The sequence below is a fragment of the Actinorhabdospora filicis genome (assembly GCF_030269765.1).
In the GTDB taxonomy this organism is placed as follows: domain Bacteria; phylum Actinomycetota; class Actinomycetes; order Mycobacteriales; family Micromonosporaceae; genus Actinorhabdospora; species Actinorhabdospora filicis.
On the sequence record NZ_BSTX01000001.1, the window covers coordinates 2674513 to 2687450 of the forward strand.

15 protein-coding genes and 2 tRNA genes are annotated in these 12938 nt (G+C 73.4%); 5 read left to right on the forward strand and 12 right to left on the reverse strand.

Features of this window, described 5'->3' with window-relative positions; genetic code table 11:
* Positions 1-116 precede the first annotated feature (116 nt).
* On the forward strand, positions 117-1487 hold the full coding sequence (locus tag QSK10_RS12620) for a hypothetical protein (protein WP_285662850.1): 1371 nt from the start codon (positions 117-119) through the stop codon (positions 1485-1487).
* A 16-nt stretch (positions 1488-1503) separates the two neighbouring features.
* Complete coding sequence (locus tag QSK10_RS12625) at positions 1504-1719, forward strand: DUF7489 domain-containing protein (protein WP_285662851.1); 216 nt, start codon at positions 1504-1506, stop codon at positions 1717-1719.
* A gap of 19 nt (positions 1720-1738) precedes the next feature.
* Here the strand turns inward: QSK10_RS12625 and QSK10_RS12630 are convergent, their stop codons facing one another.
* A complete protein-coding gene (locus tag QSK10_RS12630; RefSeq protein WP_285662852.1) occupies positions 1739-2254 on the reverse strand; it encodes a hypothetical protein in 516 nt (171 codons plus the stop codon).
* Positions 2255-2544: 290 nt separating this feature from the next.
* On the reverse strand, positions 2545-3228 hold the full coding sequence (locus tag QSK10_RS12635) for a protealysin inhibitor emfourin (protein WP_285662853.1): 684 nt from the start codon (positions 3226-3228) through the stop codon (positions 2545-2547).
* Between the two features lie 262 nt (positions 3229-3490).
* On the opposite strand from QSK10_RS12635, the gene QSK10_RS12640 reads away from it, so the two are divergent.
* Complete coding sequence (locus QSK10_RS12640; RefSeq protein WP_285662855.1) at positions 3491-6145, forward strand: AfsR/SARP family transcriptional regulator; 2655 nt, start codon at positions 3491-3493, stop codon at positions 6143-6145.
* Positions 6146-6176: 31 nt separating this feature from the next.
* Here the strand turns inward: QSK10_RS12640 and QSK10_RS12645 are convergent, their stop codons facing one another.
* The gene (locus QSK10_RS12645; protein ID WP_285662856.1) at positions 6177-6389 is read right to left on the reverse strand and encodes a hypothetical protein; all 213 of its coding nucleotides are present in this window, start codon (positions 6387-6389) and stop codon (positions 6177-6179) included.
* A 126-nt stretch (positions 6390-6515) separates the two neighbouring features.
* Between QSK10_RS12645 and QSK10_RS12650 the strand changes: the two genes are divergently transcribed.
* On the forward strand, positions 6516-7436 hold the full coding sequence (locus tag QSK10_RS12650) for a hypothetical protein (RefSeq protein ID WP_285662857.1): 921 nt from the start codon (positions 6516-6518) through the stop codon (positions 7434-7436).
* Here the strand turns inward: QSK10_RS12650 and pdxR are convergent.
* Positions 7378-8832, reverse strand: coding sequence for a MocR-like pyridoxine biosynthesis transcription factor PdxR (pdxR, locus tag QSK10_RS12655; protein WP_285662858.1), 1455 nt, complete (start codon positions 8830-8832; stop codon positions 7378-7380). The two genes, QSK10_RS12650 and pdxR, sit on opposite strands and share 59 nt — an antisense overlap.
* An 85-nt stretch (positions 8833-8917) precedes the next feature.
* On the opposite strand from pdxR, the gene QSK10_RS12660 reads away from it, so the two are divergent.
* Positions 8918-9292, forward strand: coding sequence for a VOC family protein (locus tag QSK10_RS12660; protein WP_285662859.1), 375 nt, complete (start codon positions 8918-8920; stop codon positions 9290-9292).
* 49 nt (positions 9293-9341) lie between these two features.
* Here the strand turns inward: QSK10_RS12660 and QSK10_RS12665 are convergent, their stop codons facing one another.
* The 8 genes from QSK10_RS12665 to QSK10_RS12700 all read right to left on the reverse strand — a co-directional run bounded on the left by QSK10_RS12665 (position 9342) and on the right by QSK10_RS12700 (position 12920).
* The gene (locus tag QSK10_RS12665; RefSeq protein WP_285662860.1) at positions 9342-9599 is read right to left on the reverse strand and encodes a hypothetical protein; all 258 of its coding nucleotides are present in this window, start codon (positions 9597-9599) and stop codon (positions 9342-9344) included.
* A 10-nt stretch (positions 9600-9609) separates the two neighbouring features.
* Positions 9610-10227, reverse strand: a complete 618-nt coding sequence (locus tag QSK10_RS12670) for a hypothetical protein (protein ID WP_285662861.1) — start codon at positions 10225-10227, stop codon at positions 9610-9612.
* A gap of 10 nt (positions 10228-10237) precedes the next feature.
* Entirely contained in the window at positions 10238-10945 is a 708-nt protein-coding gene (locus tag QSK10_RS12675; RefSeq protein ID WP_285662862.1) for a WXG100 family type VII secretion target, read from the reverse strand.
* Positions 10946-10961: 16 nt separating this feature from the next.
* On the reverse strand, positions 10962-11276 hold the full coding sequence (locus QSK10_RS12680) for a hypothetical protein (protein ID WP_285662863.1): 315 nt from the start codon (positions 11274-11276) through the stop codon (positions 10962-10964).
* Position 11277: 1 nt separating this feature from the next.
* Complete coding sequence (locus QSK10_RS12685; RefSeq protein ID WP_285662864.1) at positions 11278-11673, reverse strand: YbaB/EbfC family nucleoid-associated protein; 396 nt, start codon at positions 11671-11673, stop codon at positions 11278-11280.
* Between the two features lie 153 nt (positions 11674-11826).
* Positions 11827-11900, reverse strand: a tRNA-Asp gene (locus QSK10_RS12690).
* Between the two features lie 39 nt (positions 11901-11939).
* Positions 11940-12012 (reverse strand) — tRNA-Glu (locus tag QSK10_RS12695).
* A 158-nt stretch (positions 12013-12170) separates the two neighbouring features.
* The gene (locus QSK10_RS12700) at positions 12171-12920 is read right to left on the reverse strand and encodes a polysaccharide deacetylase family protein (RefSeq protein WP_285662865.1); all 750 of its coding nucleotides are present in this window, start codon (positions 12918-12920) and stop codon (positions 12171-12173) included.
* Positions 12921-12938: the final 18 nt, after the last annotated feature.

Genomic DNA, 12938 nt, shown 5'->3' on the forward strand with positions numbered 1-12938 from the left:
CCGGACCATAACCCGGGGCACCCCCTACCAAAGTCGACGAAGAGGGGCGACCTAGGAGATCGGGGCGGCTGCTTCCGGCCGACGCGCGCACGCCCCCGCGCTTCGAGACTCAAGGCATGAGTACCCCGAAGCCTCCCGTGGGCGGCGTGGTGGCCGCCCTGTTCACCGCCGTGGGCCTGAGCGTCGTGTTCGCCGCCGCGACGGTGGTGTTCCGCGCCCAGGTGGCCGCCCACCAGGGCGGGACCGAGGCCGCCGTGTGGATCCGCGCGGGCATGGTCGGTCTCGGCGCCCTCCTCTACGCCTGGCTCGCCCGGCGCCTGTCACAGGGCAGCCGGCGCGCCTACCTGCGGATCCGTGCGCTGGCCGTCATCGGCGTCATCGGTGTCGGCTACCTGCTGGTGTCGGGGCAGTACCCGCCCTGGCTGCGGGCCGTGCAGGGCCTCCAGCTGGCCGCGCTGATCACCCTGGCGGTGCTGACGTTCCGGGTCCGCGCGCATTTCCCGAAGCCGCCCCGGACGCCCGGCGGCGACCGGTGGGCCGCGCTGGTCCTGGTCGTACTGGCACCGGTGTCGGCGGAGGTGACCCTCGGCTCGACGCCGCTGCGGATGATCTGGCTGGTGCTGCTGTGGCTGCCGATCTACGGGGCGGGCGTGCTGTTCATCCGCGAGCTCGCCCGCCGCCACGGGCTGCGGTGGCCCGCCGTCCTGCTGCTCGGGCTCGCCTACGGCGTGGTCGAGGAGGGCATCGCGCTCCAGGCTCTGTCCAGCCCCACCCTGTACGGCGCGGGCGACTGGGCGCCCCGGCTGCTCGGGATCAACACCGCCTACACCGAGGTCATGCTCCCCTACCACGCCGTCTTCAGCGTGGCGATCCCGATCGTGCTCACCGAACTGCTGTTCCCGGCCTCCCGGACGGCGCCCTACCTGCGCCGGGGTGGGTTCGCCGCGACCGGCGTGGTGGCCGTCCTGGGCGTCGCGCTGCTGCGGCTGGCGGTCCCGCCGACGGAGGACCCGGGGTACGTCATGCCGGTGGCGGTACTGGTGGGCTGCGTGGTGGCGGTGGTCCTGCTGGGACTCCTGGCCTTCCGGCTGCCCCGGGCGCCTGCCGCCGCGCGGCCGTCCCCGGGCCCCTGGGCGCAGCTGGCCTTCGGCGCGGCGGCGACCTTCGGGTTCCTCGCGCTCCTCTACCCCTTCGGCGGCGCCACCCGGCCCGCCTTCACCCACGGCGCCTGGACCTGGCTGCCGATGGGCGCGGCCCTCGTCCTGCTCGCCGGGACCGCGCGGCTGGTGTCCCGCTGGGGCGAGCGCCACGTCCTCGCCCTGGTCTCCGGCGCCCTCATCGCCCACACCGCCTTCGGCGCCATCAGGATCCCCGACACCACCGCCGAACGCCTCGGGCTCATCGCCCTCGGCGCGGCCATGACCGCCGGGCTGGCCCTGCTGGCCCGCCGAACCGCCCACCCCCACCACGTCCGCGAGGCACGATGATCACAAGGAGGCGACGATGTTCGGACGCGGAAAAGCCGAAGCCTGGGAAGGCGTGGTCACCGAGAAGAAGCGCAGCTCCCCCGACGGCCAGAACATGTACCACCGCGTGACCGTCGAGCTGCCCGACGGCGAGCACAAGGACGTCCGCGTGCGCGGCGCGTTCTGGCGCAGCGTCGAACCGGGCGACCGGCTGGTCAAGCGCAGCGGCGAGACCGACCCGGTCAAGGAGTAGCGCCCCACGGGAGGCCGCGTCAGGACGCGGCCTCCCGCAGGTTGTCCACGATCGCGGCGAAGACGTCATTGGGCATCCCGTCGCAACCCGAGCGGTAGGTGTGCTCCCCGACGGTGAGGGTGTAGCGGATCATGTCCGGGCACTGCGCGCCCGGCTTCGCCGCACCGCCCTCGGCCAGTCCCGGATCGGCGATCAGCACGTTCAGGCGCGTGATCATCCGCTCGTTGAGGCGGCCCTCGCCGACCTTGCCGCTCCGGTCACGGCTCCACGCGCCGTCCACCGCGACGGTGATGGTGTCCTCGCCCCCGGCGAGGCCGCCGGAGGCGGTCAGCGACAGCGCGGCCGACAGGCTCGCCCCCGGGGCCTCGTCCCGGGTCGCCGTCGAAGACGGCAGCGGCGGCGTGCCGCTCACCGTGCCGGAGGTCGGGGCCGACGCCGACGGCTGCGCGGCCGCGTCCGGCGGCGGGGCCTTCGAGCAGGCGGCGGCCGAGGCCAGCACGGCCGCGGTGAGGAGGGCGAGGGCTAAGGCGCGCATGGACGGCTCCTGTCCGGTGGGGATCGGGGTCCACCCTGCCACCGGATCGGCGCCGGGGGAACTCAATCCCTCGCCTGCGAGCGCAGCCGCCGGATGCAGGACGGCCGCGGGTGAACACGCTCGGCTGGCGGTTCGGAGCAGTGGACCGGTACACCCTTCTCGTGCGCGCGGCCCGGCTCGCAGCCGGTCGTCCGTCCTATGTGGCCGCCACGATCGCCCGCACCAGGACCTCGTCCGGCGCGCACGCCGATGGGCGGCCCGCACACACCGGGCCGCCCATCGGCACGGGATCAGGCCGCCGGTGGCGTCAGCAGGCCCGAAGCGGCGTCCCAGCGGGCGATCTCGCAGCCGCCGAGACGGTTGAACGTGGCATCGATCCGTTCACCGGACCAGTAGCCCAGGACGTGGGCGCGCTGGGGCCCGCCGTAGATGCGGGTGCACGGCGCCTCGGCGGGCACCGGCGGGAAGGTCGCGCGGACGGCGGGTGTGAGCGCGGCGCAGGACGCCGACGGGCAGTCGACCGTCCACCAGGTGGGCGCGCCCGACCCGGTGAGGACCACCAGGAGGCTCGCGCGTTCGGAGGTGATCTGTCGCTGGGTGCCCACGGCGACCGCGCGGTCGATGGCGTCGGCCAGCAGGTCCGGCAGGTCGCCGCCGGCTTCGATGGACTTCACCGATCCGTTGGTGTAGCGGACGGTGAGGGTGTAGGTGAACTGGTCGCAGCACGGCGTCGGGTAGTGGTCGGCCAGGGCGCGGAACTCGGTGGTGGTCACGGCGGCGGCGAGCGGTTCGCCCGCGCGACTGTCCACCGTGTACCTGAGGTGGAGTCCGGCGTAGCCGCCGGTGCGGTCGAGGGTCACGGTCTGCGCTCGGTATCCGGCTTCGTCGGAGGTGGTGGCGAAGGCGGGCGGCGCGACGATGATCGCGACCGCGAAGACCAGCAGTGCGGCCAGGGTCTTGAGAGCGGAGGACAAAAGGGGAACCTTTCTCTACGGTGAGTCGGATCTCCACTACATCAAGCGACGGCGATCGCGGCAAGTGCGCCGCTATTACCCAATCGGGTGGAGTATCGGCCGATCAGTGCCCACACGAGCGAAAAGCGTCCGATCGGCCGTCACGTTAGGTGACTCGCCGGACACCACTGGCCCCCGGGCGGGCGAGCGCTAACCTTGGCGCGTCCACTGTGGTGCGGTCCCGCCCGATCGCGTCATCGCGCGGGTGCCTGGTGGAGGTGTCGTGTCGATCGAGATCCGGGTGCTGGGGCCCTGGGACGTGCGCGTCGGCGGCCGGACGGTGCCGCTGCCGAACCGGCTGCGCGTCGCCCTGGCCACGCTGGCGATGGAGGCGGGCCGGCCGGTCGGTGTCGAGCGGCTCATCGAGACCCTTTGGGACGGCGGCGATCCCGGCGCGCGGCCACGGCGGACGGTGCAGACCTACATCGCGCGCCTGCGCCGGGCCCTGGGCGAGTCGGCGATCGGCACCCGGCCCGCAGGCTACGTCCTGACCGCCGAGGCCGAGGTCGACGCGCTCCGCTTCACCGCGCTGGCCGCCGATCCCGACCGCGCGAGGCTCGCCGAGGCCGCCGGGCTGTGGCGGGGCGCGCCCTTCGAGGGCCTGCCCTCCGCGCGGCTGTGGGAGACCTACGGCGAGGCCCTCACCGAGCGGCGGCTGACGGCCGTCGAGCGGCGCGTGGACCTGGAGATCGCCGACGGCGACCCGGCCGCGTGCGTCCCGGAGCTGCTGGAGCTGACCGCGCTGTACCCGCTGCGGGAGCCGCTGTGGGCGCGGCTGCTGGACGTCCTGCGCCGCTGCGGCCGCCGCGCCGAGGCCCTGGAGCGCTATGAGCTGCTGCGGCGGCACCTCGCCGAGGAGCTGGGCGCCGACCCGGGCGGCGAGCTGCGCGCCATCCACGCCGCGCTGCTGGCCGGGCGCGGCCCGGAAACGCCCGCCCCGCAGGGGATCGTTCCGCGCCAGCTGCCCGCCGATCTGGCCGGGTTCACCGGACGCGGCCCCGCCCTGGACGCCCTCGACCGGCACGCGGTCACCGCCTCGGGGATGCCACTGCTGGTCATCACCGGCCCGGCGGGCGTCGGCAAGACCACCCTCGCCGTCCACTGGGGACACCGCGTCGCCGCCCGGTTCCCCGACGGGCAGCTGTACGCCGACCTGCGCGGCCACGCGCCCTCCGGCGAGCCGCGCCGACCCGCCGAGGTGGTCGGCGGCTTCCTCGAAGCCCTCGGCGTCCGGCCGCAAGACGCACCCGTCGCCGAGGACGCCCGCTTCGCCCTCTACCGCAGCCTGCTCGCCGATCGCGGCGTCCTGATCGTCCTGGACAACGCGCGCGGGCCCGAGCAGGTCCGGCCGCTGCTGCCCGGTTCGGCGCGCTGCCTGACGGTGATCACCGGCCGCGACCGGCTCACCGGCCTGATCGCGGTGGACGGCGCGCGCCCGGTCGTCCTCGACGTGCTCGCCCCCGGCGAGGCCCGCGAGCTGCTCGAAGCGCGACTCGGCGCCGCCCGCGTGCGCGCCGACCCGGAGGCCACCGACCGCGTCATCGCCCACTGCGCGAGCCTGCCGCTGGCCCTGGCGGTCGCGGCGGCGCGGGCCCTGCTGAGCCCGGAGCTGCCGATGGAGGCGATCGCGCGGCAGCTCGCGCCCGGCCTCGACCGCTTCGCCGACGACGACCCGCTCGGCGACGTGCGCTCGGTGTTCTCCTGGTCGTACCGCCCGCTGCGACCGGCCACCGCGCGGCTGTTCCGGCTGCTGGGGTCGCTGCCCGGCCCCGACCTGAGCACCGCCGCGGCCGCGCGCCTGGCGGGCGTCCTGGAGGGCGAGGCCGTACCGCTGCTGCGCGAGCTGACCGCCGCCGCCCTGCTCGCCGGGGACGGCGACCGGCACCGCCACCACGACCTGCTGCGCGCCTACGCCGCCGAACGCTCCCACGCCGAGGACACCGCGACCGGGCGGCGCGAGGCGCTCGGGCGTCTCCTCGACCACTACCGCGAGGAGGCCGACGCGGCCGCGCGGGCCCTGGACGCCAACCGCGAGCCGCTCACCGGCGCCCCCGCGATGCCCGGCCGCCAGGCCGCCATCGCCCACTTCGCCGCCGAGCACGACAACCTCCAGGCCGCCGTCCTGCGCGCGCGGGACGCCGGATTCCCCTCCCACGCCCGGGATCTGGCCTGGTCGCTGCTGCCCTACCAGTCCCTGCGCGGCCGCTGGGACGACGCGGTCGCGGCGCACCTGGCCGCCCTCGGCGACGGCACCGCGCGGGACGCGCTCATCCACGCCCGGCTCGCCCGCCTGCACGCGATGCTGGAGCACCCCACCGCCGCCCGCCGCGCGATCGCCACCGCGCTGGACATGTCCGATGATGAGACACGCGGCGCGATCGACCAGCACGCCGCCCAGGTCCACGACCTGCTCGGCGACTACACCGCCGCCCTGCGCCACGCCGAACTCGGCCTGGCGCGCGTGCGCGGCCGCCCGCACCTCGAAACGCGGGCGCTGAACCAGGTCGGCTGGTTCCACGCCCTCCTCGGCGATCTGGACGCCGCCGCGCACAGCTGCGACGCGGCCCTGGCGGCCAATCGCGCGCTCGGCAACCGGCTCGGCGAGGCGTCCACATTGCACAGTCTGGGGCTGGTGCACCGCAAACGCGGCGACCTCGCCGAAGCGGCCCGCCACTACGCCGGGGCGGCCGGGCGGTACCGGTCCCTGGACGTCGGCTACTCCCTCGCGGTGAGCCTGCGCGATCTCGGCGAGGTCCACCTCGCCCTCGGCCACATTGGACCGGCCCGCACCGCCTGGCGGGAGGCCCTGGCGATCTTCGCCGCCCTCGGCCGTTCCGAGGCCCGCGACCTGGAGATCGCGCTGAAGGACCTGGACTGACCCGGGGGCCGCGGCCCCCGGGTCCCACGGCCTAGGCCTGGTTGCAGCCGCCGCAGCTCCACGGCGTGCAGCCACTGCTGCAGTTGCTCAGCTTCGAGCAGGTGCGGTGGCAGACCCGCAGCCCGCCCGGGCAGGCGACGTACTTCTGCTCGGTCCAGGTCTGCGGAACGCAGGCGGCTTCGGCGCGCCCACCGGGGACGAGGGCGGCGAGGAGGCGGTCGGCGATGGCGTGCATGTGACGCATGGTGCTCCCTTCGGTTTCTGGCCCGATCCTTCGCGAGAGCGGCTGCAAGACGGCGACACAACCGCGTCATGGCAGGTGAGGAGCGGGGGACCACGCCCGAGCCGCGTTCGTGATGGGATGACCGGCATGACGCAGGAGCTGACCGTCCACGTCGAAGGCGCCGCCCCCGCGCCCGGGCGGCGGCCGTCCCGGATCCGCTGGTACGTACTGGCCGCGGCGCTCGTGGTGGCCGCGATCGTCTCGACCGCGACCGTCCCCAATGGAGGGACGCTGATCGGCCCGGTGCCTCGGCAGCCCGCCTTCGCCCTGCCCGAGCTGGACCCGGCGGTCAACTACACCTGGAACACCCGGATCTTCGGCTCCGAGGAGGGCGAGTCCACCGACGCCACCCGCCGTCTGGACGAGGCCCTGCGCGCCGTGCCGGAGCTGTCCACCGCGGTCCCGATGCGCGACGGTGAGCCGGTTCCGGCGGGCGGGCCGATCACCGTCCGGCAGGAGCGGTTCCTGTTCTCCGTGCCGAACGGCCCCAACGGCACCATCGGCGTCTGGCCGGCCATCGGCCGCGGCCGCCCGCATTACCACGCGCGCCTGAACGTGGACGGCCGCGACGGCTTCCACGACACCCTCACCGTCGACCTGGTCCCGAAGGGCGCCTACGAGAAGGGCGCCGGGGACATCGCCCGCATCGGCTCCTCCAACGGCGGTTTCGCCCCGCGCCTCGTGGACGGCTGCGCCGACTACACGCTGGCCAACTGGTCCGAGCCGGAGGGACCCGAGCTGCGCACCCGCTACGAGTGCGCGCCCTTCAGCACGATCGATGGCCTGGAAGGCCTTCAGGTGCGCCGGAGCCGCGTGTTCGCCGACGGCCGCCTCGGCGAGCAGGCCACCGTCGTCATCGTCTACCGCGCCGACGGCAACGCGATCGTGCTGGAGTCGCGGCTGGCCGCCGACGACGGGCGCGCCGATCTCTCCGAAGGGCAGTCGCGCCTCAGCGGCGAGCGGCTGAAGGACCTGGCGCTCGCGCTGCCGCGGGTGCCGGTCGTCTGAGCCGGGCCACCGCCCGTCCCAGCAGCGCGATCCCCTCGGTGATCGCGCGCTCGTTCAGGGCCGAGTAGCCCAGGATCAGCCCGGCCGGTCCCGCGCCGAACCGGTAGGGCGCCAGGGCCTGGACGCCGACGCCCGCCTCGGCGGCGGCCGCCACGGCCGCGTCCTCGTCCACGCCGGGCGGGAGCCACACCAGCAGGTGGAGTCCGGCGGCGGCACCGGACGGGCGCGCGCCGGGCAGGTGGCGCTCCAGCGCGTCCAGCAGCGCGCGGCGGCGTCCCATGTGGACCCGGCGCATCCGGCGGATGTGCCGGTCGAACTCTCCGCGCCGCAGGAAGTCGGCGAAGGCGAGTTGCTCCAATGTGGCCGATCCGCGGTCGGCGGTGGCCTTGGCCGCCGCGACCGCCGCGGTGAGGTGGGCGGGCAGCACGAGCCAGCCGATGCGGACGCCGGGCGCGAGGGTCTTGCTGAGCGTCCCGGCGTACACGACCCGGTCCGGGGCGAGCCCCTGGAGCGCGCCGACGGGCTCGCGGTCGAAGCGGTACTCGGCGTCGTAGTCGTCCTCGACGATCAGCGCGCCGGTCTCCCCGGCCCAGCGCAGGACCGCCGCGCGCCGCTCGGGCGGCAGGACGCCGCCGAGGGGCCACTGGTGGGACGGCGTGAGCACCAGCGCGTCGGCGCGCAGCCCGGCCAGCCCGCTCACCACGAGCCCGTGCTCGTCGACGGGGACACCCACCGGCCTCAGCCCGGCCCGGCGCGCGGCGGGCCGGGCGTCGTCGTCGGGCGAGGGGTCCTCCATCGCCACGCGCGTGGCCCCGGCCTCGGCGAGGACCTGCACCAGCAGCCGGACGCCCTGCGCGAAGCCGCTGGTGATCACGATGTCGCGCGGATCGGCGGCGGTGCCCCGGACCCGGTTGAGGTACTCGGCGAGCGCGGCCCGCAGCACCGGCGCGCCCCGGCCGTCGGGCGGGGCGAAGGACCGGGCCGGGGCCTCGGTCAGCACCCGCCGCAGTGAGCGCAGCCAGGGCTGGCGCGGGAACAGGGTGAGGTCGGCGCGTCCGTAGGTGAAGTCGATGCGGTGCGCCGGCGGCGGCTCGGTTTCCGGTGCGGCCACGGGGATGTGGGCGCCCATGGCCACGCGCGTGTACCCGCCGGAGCGGGCGGCGAGGTAGCCCTCGGCGGTCAGTTGCGCGTAGGCCTCCACCACCACGCCCCGGGAGACGCCGAGGTCGGCGGCGATGACGCGGGTGGGCGGGAGGGCGGTGCCGGGTGGCAGGGTCCCGCCGCGGATGTGGCCGCGCACGGCGGCGGCGATCTGCCGGTACAGCGGCACCGGGACGTCGCGGCGCAGCTCGATGGGCAGGTCGGCGACTAAGGAATCGGTCCTGTTTTCGGCCATGTCTTCGGACCTTAGCAGCGGTACCGATTCGCGGGATGCTTTCGGTGTCAGCACGACAAGCCTTGCGAAACAGGAGATACCGGTCATGGCCACCAAGCTCTTCGTGAACCTCCCCGTCGGCGACCTCACCCGCTCGCGGGCCTTCTTCACCGCCCTGGGCCTCGACTTCTTCGGCGCCACCGAGGACATGGCCTCGGTCATCATCAGCGAACACACCCAGGTGATGCTGCTGGCCGAGCCGACCTTCGCCGGCTACGCCCACCGCCCGCCTTCCGAGGGCACCGAGGCGATCCTGGTCCTCGGGCTGCCCGACCGCGACGCGGTCGACGCGCTCGTGGCGAAGGCCGTGGACGCCGGGGCCACCCCGCTGGGGCCCGCGCGCGACGACGGCGGCATGTACCAGCGCGGCTTCGCCGACCTCGACGGCCACCAGTGGGCGGCGCTGACCATCGGCGGCTAGCGGCACGAAAGCGACGGGCCCCTCTCGGTGGAGAGGGGCCCGGCTCGCGTCAGTCGGTGGTGCGGATCTGTTCCAGGTACGTCAGCGGGGCCCGCATGTGGACCAGCAGCCGCCGCAGGTTCTCCTTCTGCGCCGACGGGATCGCCACGCCCTCTTCCGAGATCGCGCCGACCAGCATCGGGATCGCCTGGTCCCAGGCGCCCGCGCGGTCGTGGGTCATGATCATGCCCCGGTAGGCCGGGCCGATCACCGGCGCCAGGTCCTCGACCGTGCGTGCGCACAGCCGCAAGTACTCGTTGATCTCCATGTCGCCTCCGTCAGTTCGCCCTCGGGTTGGTCTCCACGCCCGGGCCGCTGACCGGGTGGCCGCCGGAGATGCTGCCGTCCTTGTCCAGGGTAACGACCATGGTGATGCCGTTACGGGTGCCGGTGAGCACCCACCCGTCGCCGTGCGGTCGCGGCTGGGGCCGGGAGTCGGGGTTGGCGGCGATGTCCTTGAACCAGCCCTCGACCTCGGCCTTGGTGGTGCCGGGCGGGAACTTCGTCTTGCCGGGGACGGTGGAGTCGGGCTTGTGCGCCCCGTTGCCCAGGCCGTCGCCGTCCCAGGTCTTGTCCATCGTCCCGTCGCCCATCTGGCCGAAGCGGTGCATGTCGTACATCGCGTCGGCGAAGTCGGGGTCCTCCCACTGGTTCTTGGGCTTGGCCGGGGTGGCGTCCTCGCCGGTCTCGGCGCCCTTCGGCCGCCCCTCCTGGGCCTTCTTGATGCCCTGCTGCTGGGCCGCGCCGACCTTCTTGGGCATCATGCCGGGGCTGAACTTGGGACGCTTGGGCGCCTCGCCGTCCCCGCCGCCCGGGTGCTTGTTGTACAGCCCGGACACCGCGAACAGCACCACCAGGACGGCCGTGGTCCGCAGGGCCGCCATCAGTTGCTTCATCAAGGGCCGCCTAGACGTCGAGGAGGGCGCGGAGGGAGGTGATGCTGGTGACCAGGCCCATCAGCCAGCCGAAGATCCGGCCGGTCCAGCGGACCACGGCCACCGCCAGCTGGGACGCCACCAGCGGCGTGGCCACGCCCAGCGAGAAGACCACCTCCGCCAGCCACACCACGACCTTGGCGATGCAGTCGGCGATGAAGCCGCGCACGAACTCCCGGACCATCTGCACCAGCGTCGCCGCGCCCCGGGTCGCCGCGCCCATGCCCGCGGCGGTCCCGGCGAAGATCCCGGCGACGTCGATGTTGATGGCCAGGACGTTGCGGTAGGCGTCGGCGGCCTCGCCGTGCCACTCGGCGAGATCCATGCTGAGCCGGGTCTTGAGGGCCTCGGCGATGGAGAAGAGCTCCTCGGCCATGTTGTCCCACGTCATCGCGTGCGCCATGACGGTCTCCGGGTCGCCGGCCAGCCAGTCGAGGGCCTCCTTCAGCGGCCCGACCTGCTCGATGGCCCATTCGATGCCCATCGACAGCAGCGTGCTGAAGGGGTCGATGGCGATCGACGCCACGTCGAGCGCGGCGCCCAGTCCCGCGATGGAGCCGTCGATCCAGCTACCGGAGTCGATGGCGTCCTTGATGCCCTTGTAGTCGTCGGCGAGGGGAAGCCCGGTCCAGCCGTCGCGGCTGGACGGATCTTCGGTGGTGATGAGGGATCGGCTCATTGTCGGTCTCCGGGGCTCAGACGCCGGGCTGCATGGACTTGAAGCCACCGGTGGTCGAATGCTCGGCCTGCTCGTAGCGCTCGGCGGTCCGCTTGATGCCCGCCGCGAGCAGCTCGATGTTCTCCGCGAGCAGCGCCACCCCCTCGTCCTGCGCCTCGTGGCGGCCTTCGAGGATCGGCGGCAGGAACGCGCAGAGCTGCCCGTAGGCGTCATCGGCCTGGAAGATCGACGAGCTCGCGGTCTTGATGGCGGCGAACCGCTCGTGAATGGCCGTCAGCGCCGAGGCGTGCGCGCGCAGGGCCTCGACGTCGACCTGGAATCCACCGGCCATGTCAGCGCCACCCCGCGTCGCCCGCGTCGGCGTCCTCGGTGCGGTACCCGGCCAGCAGCGCCCGCCCGGTCGCCGACTCCGTCCCCAGCGTCTCCTTCACGACCTCGGCGGCGGCCTCGGCGAGCTTCGCCCGCGCGTTGCGGTAGGCGCCCAGGATCGCGTATCGCGTCTGCTCGGGCGTCATCCGCTGCACCCGGTGCGACAGCCGCACGTCGACCATGAAGCCGGAGGAGTCGACGGTGATCTCCACCGTCTCGTAGTCGTCGGGTGCCGTGATCCGCAGCGCGCGCAGGCCCTCACCGGCGGCCTGCGTCGCCGCGGCCCGCCGCGAGGCATCGTCCCGCCACGCCACCAGGCGCTCCCGCGCGCCCTCGACGTCCATCAGCGGATTGTCCATCGCCCCTCCGTTTCCTTTGCCGGGCAAGGGAATGCGTAAGGGCGTCAGAGTAGCCACGGCATGCCACAAGATCAACGGGCGGGGAAACAAAGCGTTGTGCGGGCATACAAAAGAGCCGGGCCCCTCTCTTTCGAGAGGGGCCCGGCTTTACCGCGGTCCCGACGGGACTTGAACCCGCGACCTCCGCCTTGACAGGGCGGCGAGCACTCCAACTGCTCCACGGGACCTCGTATTGCAGGTAGTCATACTACCCACGACCGAAGTCGTGCCCCCAACGGGATTCGAACCCGTGCTACCGCCTTGAAAGGGCGGCGTCCTAGGCCACTAGACGATGAGGGCGTCCCGACCATCGTGGCATCCCGGGCGACTCGCGTCATCCGGTTTCCGTTCGGGCCGGTGCCTACATCCGGTCTCGCCGGAGGCTCCGAAAGCATACGACACGGCCGTCCGGGTGGGAAATCCAGGGGGTCGGTCCCGCGTTTTCGCAGGTCAGCGGGTCAATGGCGGAGCGGGATGAGCTTGAAGCGGTCGCCGAGTTCCTTGAGGATGCGGTCGAGGGCGTTGTAGGAATTCGTCCGGTCGCCGCCGGCGTCGTGGAGGAGGACGATCGAGCCGACCTTGGTGTTGGTGATGACCCGGTCGGCGATCTTCTTCGCCGAGGGCTTCTCCCAGTCCTTGGGGTCGACGTTCCAGTTGAGGCTCTTCATGCCCAGCTCGGAGGCGATGTCGATGGCGTTGTTCGTCCAGTTGCCGCCGGGGTGGCGGAAGTAGGCGATGTCCTCGCCGGGGACCGCGCGGTGGATCGCGTCATTGGTCTTCTGCATGTCCTTGCGGATCTCCTCGCGGCTCTTCTTGCCGAGTTCGAGATCGTGGCTCCAGGAGTGGTTGCAGAGGGTGTGGCCGTCGCGGACGATCTCCTGCACCAGCTCGGGGTAGGCGTCGGCGTTCTTGCCGACCAGGCAGAAGGTGGCCTTGACGCCGTACTCGCGCAGCTTGCCCAGGACCTTCGGGGTCCAGTTGGGGTCGGGCCCGTCATCGAAGGTGAGGGCGACGGCGTTGGAGCCGGTGGTGTAGATCACCCGGTCCAGCGGGTTGTCCGACTTGATCTTGGACGGGTCGTCCTGGTGCTTGCCGTCGTCGGGAGAGGACGCCGAGGGCGAGGGGGACGGCGAGGCGGGCGCGCTGGTGGGCGGGGGCGGCGGCGCGTCCGAGGAGCGGTCCGACGAGGCGGCGGCGGGCGGATGCATGGCGGGATCCTGCATGCC

Coding starts and splice junctions, on each gene's coding strand:
- pdxR (WP_285662858.1), bottom strand. CDS start 8,832: ATGGCCGAAAACAGGACCGATTCCTTAGTCGCCGACCTGCCCATCGAG.
- QSK10_RS12665 (WP_285662860.1), bottom strand. CDS start 9,599: ATGGAGATCAACGAGTACTTGCGGCTGTGCGCACGCACGGTCGAGGAC.
- QSK10_RS12620 (WP_285662850.1), top strand. CDS start 117: ATGAGTACCCCGAAGCCTCCCGTGGGCGGCGTGGTGGCCGCCCTGTTC.
- QSK10_RS12660 (WP_285662859.1), top strand. CDS start 8,918: ATGGCCACCAAGCTCTTCGTGAACCTCCCCGTCGGCGACCTCACCCGC.
- QSK10_RS12685 (WP_285662864.1), bottom strand. CDS start 11,673: ATGGACAATCCGCTGATGGACGTCGAGGGCGCGCGGGAGCGCCTGGTG.
- QSK10_RS12645 (WP_285662856.1), bottom strand. CDS start 6,389: ATGCGTCACATGCACGCCATCGCCGACCGCCTCCTCGCCGCCCTCGTC.
- QSK10_RS12700 (WP_285662865.1), bottom strand. CDS start 12,920: ATGCATCCGCCCGCCGCCGCCTCGTCGGACCGCTCCTCGGACGCGCCG.
- QSK10_RS12630 (WP_285662852.1), bottom strand. CDS start 2,254: ATGCGCGCCTTAGCCCTCGCCCTCCTCACCGCGGCCGTGCTGGCCTCG.
- QSK10_RS12650 (WP_285662857.1), top strand. CDS start 6,516: ATGACGCAGGAGCTGACCGTCCACGTCGAAGGCGCCGCCCCCGCGCCC.
- QSK10_RS12625 (WP_285662851.1), top strand. CDS start 1,504: ATGTTCGGACGCGGAAAAGCCGAAGCCTGGGAAGGCGTGGTCACCGAG.
- QSK10_RS12670 (WP_285662861.1), bottom strand. CDS start 10,227: ATGAAGCAACTGATGGCGGCCCTGCGGACCACGGCCGTCCTGGTGGTG.
- QSK10_RS12680 (WP_285662863.1), bottom strand. CDS start 11,276: ATGGCCGGTGGATTCCAGGTCGACGTCGAGGCCCTGCGCGCGCACGCC.
- QSK10_RS12675 (WP_285662862.1), bottom strand. CDS start 10,945: ATGAGCCGATCCCTCATCACCACCGAAGATCCGTCCAGCCGCGACGGC.